This is a genomic window from Aliarcobacter vitoriensis (assembly GCF_003316695.1).
Classification (GTDB): domain Bacteria; phylum Campylobacterota; class Campylobacteria; order Campylobacterales; family Arcobacteraceae; genus Aliarcobacter; species Aliarcobacter vitoriensis.
Map to the genome: position 1 here is coordinate 1 of NZ_PDKB01000035.1, position 3,155 is coordinate 3,155.

The following is a 3,155-nucleotide window of genomic DNA, read 5'->3' on the forward strand; positions in this document are numbered from 1 at the left end:
CTATTCCTGCTTTTGTTTTTATAATATTCTCATTTACTACTTTTGCCATCTGTCCAAATTCATCTTTTGAACTATCTTCTAAAAGTTCTGTTGTATTTGATTCTCTATTTAAGTATGCAAAAAATCCCAATAATCCTTCTTTAAAGTTATTTATTGATCTTATTATTGAGTTTGATATTAACATTGATATTATTACAAATACTACTATTCCTAAAATACTTAAAGTTCCAAATATTATGATATTGTTTTTAGCATTATTTAACTCTCTTTCAATTGTTATATGTAAGTTATCTGCTAAATAGTCTTCTACTTTTTTTAATAAATTTATTTTTTCAGTTACTGTTTCAAACCAATAATTTGCATCTATATTGAAATCTGCTTCTTTTCCACTATACAATGCAACTTCTCTCATTTTATTAACTTCTTCTATAGATTTATCTTTCATTGTAATATTATAAAAATCAATAGTTTTTTTAGGACTAACCTTTATAAATGTATCTATATAAGCACTTTGTTCTGCAACCAATGTATAAAACTTTGTTTTTAATTCTAAATCAAAATAATTTTTTGCAAAAGTATTTGTTCCAACTGCTCTTTCAAGACCAGTTCTTTCTTTTGACAATAAAAAATTCATATAAGCTACTAACTCTTGCGATATATCTGAATTTGTAGATAATTGTATAACTGTTCCTATAACATTCAACAATAATTTGTTTGTTTCTGTATAATAAGAAATTGCTACTTGAGGATTAATTGATAAGTTATCTACATTTTTTCTAATATTAGACAACTCATCTAATTTATTAATACCATAATTTAAATTTTCTATAAAATCTGAACTATAATAATCTTTATTAAACGTCGTTAAAAACATTTTAAACTCAGATATTTTTTTATCTGTCTCTATTTTTTCAGCAAGCAACTCATTTCTAAATGATTTGCCTTTACTTCCTAAGAATCCAGCTGTTAATCCTCTTTCTTTTTGTGTTTCATGTACTAAAGAACCTATCTTTGTACTAAGATTTATTACTTCATCTAAAGCTTTTAGATTGTTTGAAACTGTAGTAGAATCAACAATCAATTTAATCGTAAAAAAACTAATTACAAGAAGTGGAACCATCATACTTATAATTAATTTCTTTTTGATAGTTAATTTTGATAACATTTTGCGTCCTTTTTAATTTAAGTTTTAATAATACTTTATTTTATTTTGTTTATCTTTGATATGTATCAATATTCTTTCAAATTTATTATTTAATTATCTTCTAACTCTTTAAGCTTTCTCCTGATTTCATGTAAATCAGCTAATATATCTTTTAATACTTTTATTTCTAAAAAATATTTTTTATTATCTTTGTATTTAAAATATTCTGTTTCTAATTCTTTTATAGTTAAAACTATCGATTTATAAACATTTTCCATAAATAACCTCTTTCCCATTATGTTAATTCTTTAAGGTTGATTATCTTATCTTATCTTATCTTGCAATTAAAAACCCATTTGATTTTTATTAAATTTTATACTTCTTAGATATTATTATTAATTATTTTATATTTTAAAATTGTTATGAATAAAAATTGGCTTATAGTATATAAAGTATAAAAAACTTATCTTCTTTTTTTACTCTTTTTTCTTGTGTTATTTATTTTATATTTTGAGTTTTTTAAATCAGAAATTAATATTGTAGAGATTTTGTACATTCGCATAACCACATCTTTATTATCTGCTTCTAAACCAATTTTTGCTTTATCATAACAATTTAATAACTCTACATAATTAAATTCTTTTAAGTAAGGGTAAAAATATGTTGATTTTTCTTCTTCGATAATCCATTCGCTTAAAAGAGAAAGAACAATTAACTCTGGTATCCAAAAACTTCCATTATCAAGTTCTTTTTCTATGCTTTTCACTAAAGAATCATAATAAATCATCAAAGGTTCTTCTTTTTTTGCAATAAATTTTAAAGATGGTTTTTTTGAACAATTTTCAATCAAACTTCTTAAATAAGAAGAGTTAATAACTGTATCTTGTAAGTATTTTAACAAGCTTTTTAAATTTGAAGTTATAAATTCATTGTCTTCTGGAGTACCTAATTGGAAATGGTACCCAGAATTTTCAATTTGATAAAAATAATCTTCTAAAGTAGTTCTAATAAATACTAAAAGAGCTTCAGTTTTTACATCTCTAAGTAAGACTGGTTTAATTCTATTTTTACAATTCATACTACCTAAATCCTAGAATTCTTCCCAATCATCTGAAGTTTCTTTAGTTTTTTTAGATATATTTTTTAAAATAGTTTTCTCAACTTTTGTTCTACTTGTTGTACTTTCTACTTTATTAGAAGCTTTTTTCTCTATATCTTTTGCCTTAACTTTATCTTTATTTGCAAACTCTTTTGCATCTGCATCACTTACTATCAATTTTGCTATTTCATCTGTTACTATTGCAATATCATGTGTTTGACTTGCTACCATTGCATTTTGTTGTGTCTGTTGATCTAATTGATTTACTGCATCATTTATTTGTTCTATTCCTAAAAGTTGCTCTTTACTTGCATTTTGTATATCTGAAATTAGATTTATTGTTTGTGAGATATTCCCATTTAATTCCTTATATCCCTCTATCATATTATTTGCTATTTGTTTCCCTTCATTTGCTTTTAATGTTGCTAATTCAACTATATCTTTTATCTCTTTAGCTGCTTCTGCACTCCTAGATGCTAAATTTCTTACTTCTTGAGCAACTACAGCGAACCCTTTTCCAGCTTCTCCTGCCGTTGCTGCTTCAACTGCTGCATTTAAACTTAAAATATTTGTCTGGAATGCTATTTGATCTATTACACTAATTGCTTCATTTATTGCTGTAACTTGAGCATTTATTTCATCCATTGATACATTTGTTTGATTTGCTAGATTTTCACCTTGTGAAGCTGATTGTGTTACATTTTTTGAAAAACTTGCCATTTGAGCTATACTATTTGTATTATTTCTAATATTTGAAGTTATCTCTTCAAGTGCTGCTGCTGTTTCTTCCAAAGAAGCTGCTGCTTCATTTGAACTTAAATTCAATTTATCTACATTTCCTAATAGTACATTTGAACTTTTATCTAATGTTAATCCATTTGATTTATTTTCAACTAACATTTGAGTTATTGA

At 24.7% G+C, this 3,155-nt stretch carries 4 protein-coding genes; all 4 read right to left on the reverse strand.

What is annotated here, in order from left to right; all coding sequences use genetic code 11:
• A partial coding sequence (locus CRU91_RS11965; RefSeq protein WP_222718477.1) for a nitrate- and nitrite sensing domain-containing protein occupies positions 1-1,165 on the reverse strand: 1,165 nt, incomplete at its 3' end.
• Positions 1,166-1,254: 89 nt separating this feature from the next.
• Entirely contained in the window at positions 1,255-1,422 is a 168-nt protein-coding gene (locus CRU91_RS12325) for a hypothetical protein (RefSeq protein ID WP_222718478.1), read from the reverse strand.
• Positions 1,423-1,607: 185 nt separating this feature from the next.
• Positions 1,608-2,222, reverse strand: a complete 615-nt coding sequence (locus CRU91_RS11970; protein WP_113895443.1) for a hypothetical protein — start codon at positions 2,220-2,222, stop codon at positions 1,608-1,610.
• A 12-nt stretch (positions 2,223-2,234) separates the two neighbouring features.
• On the reverse strand, positions 2,235-3,155 hold a 921-nt coding region (locus CRU91_RS11975), incomplete at its 5' end, for a methyl-accepting chemotaxis protein (protein WP_235827012.1).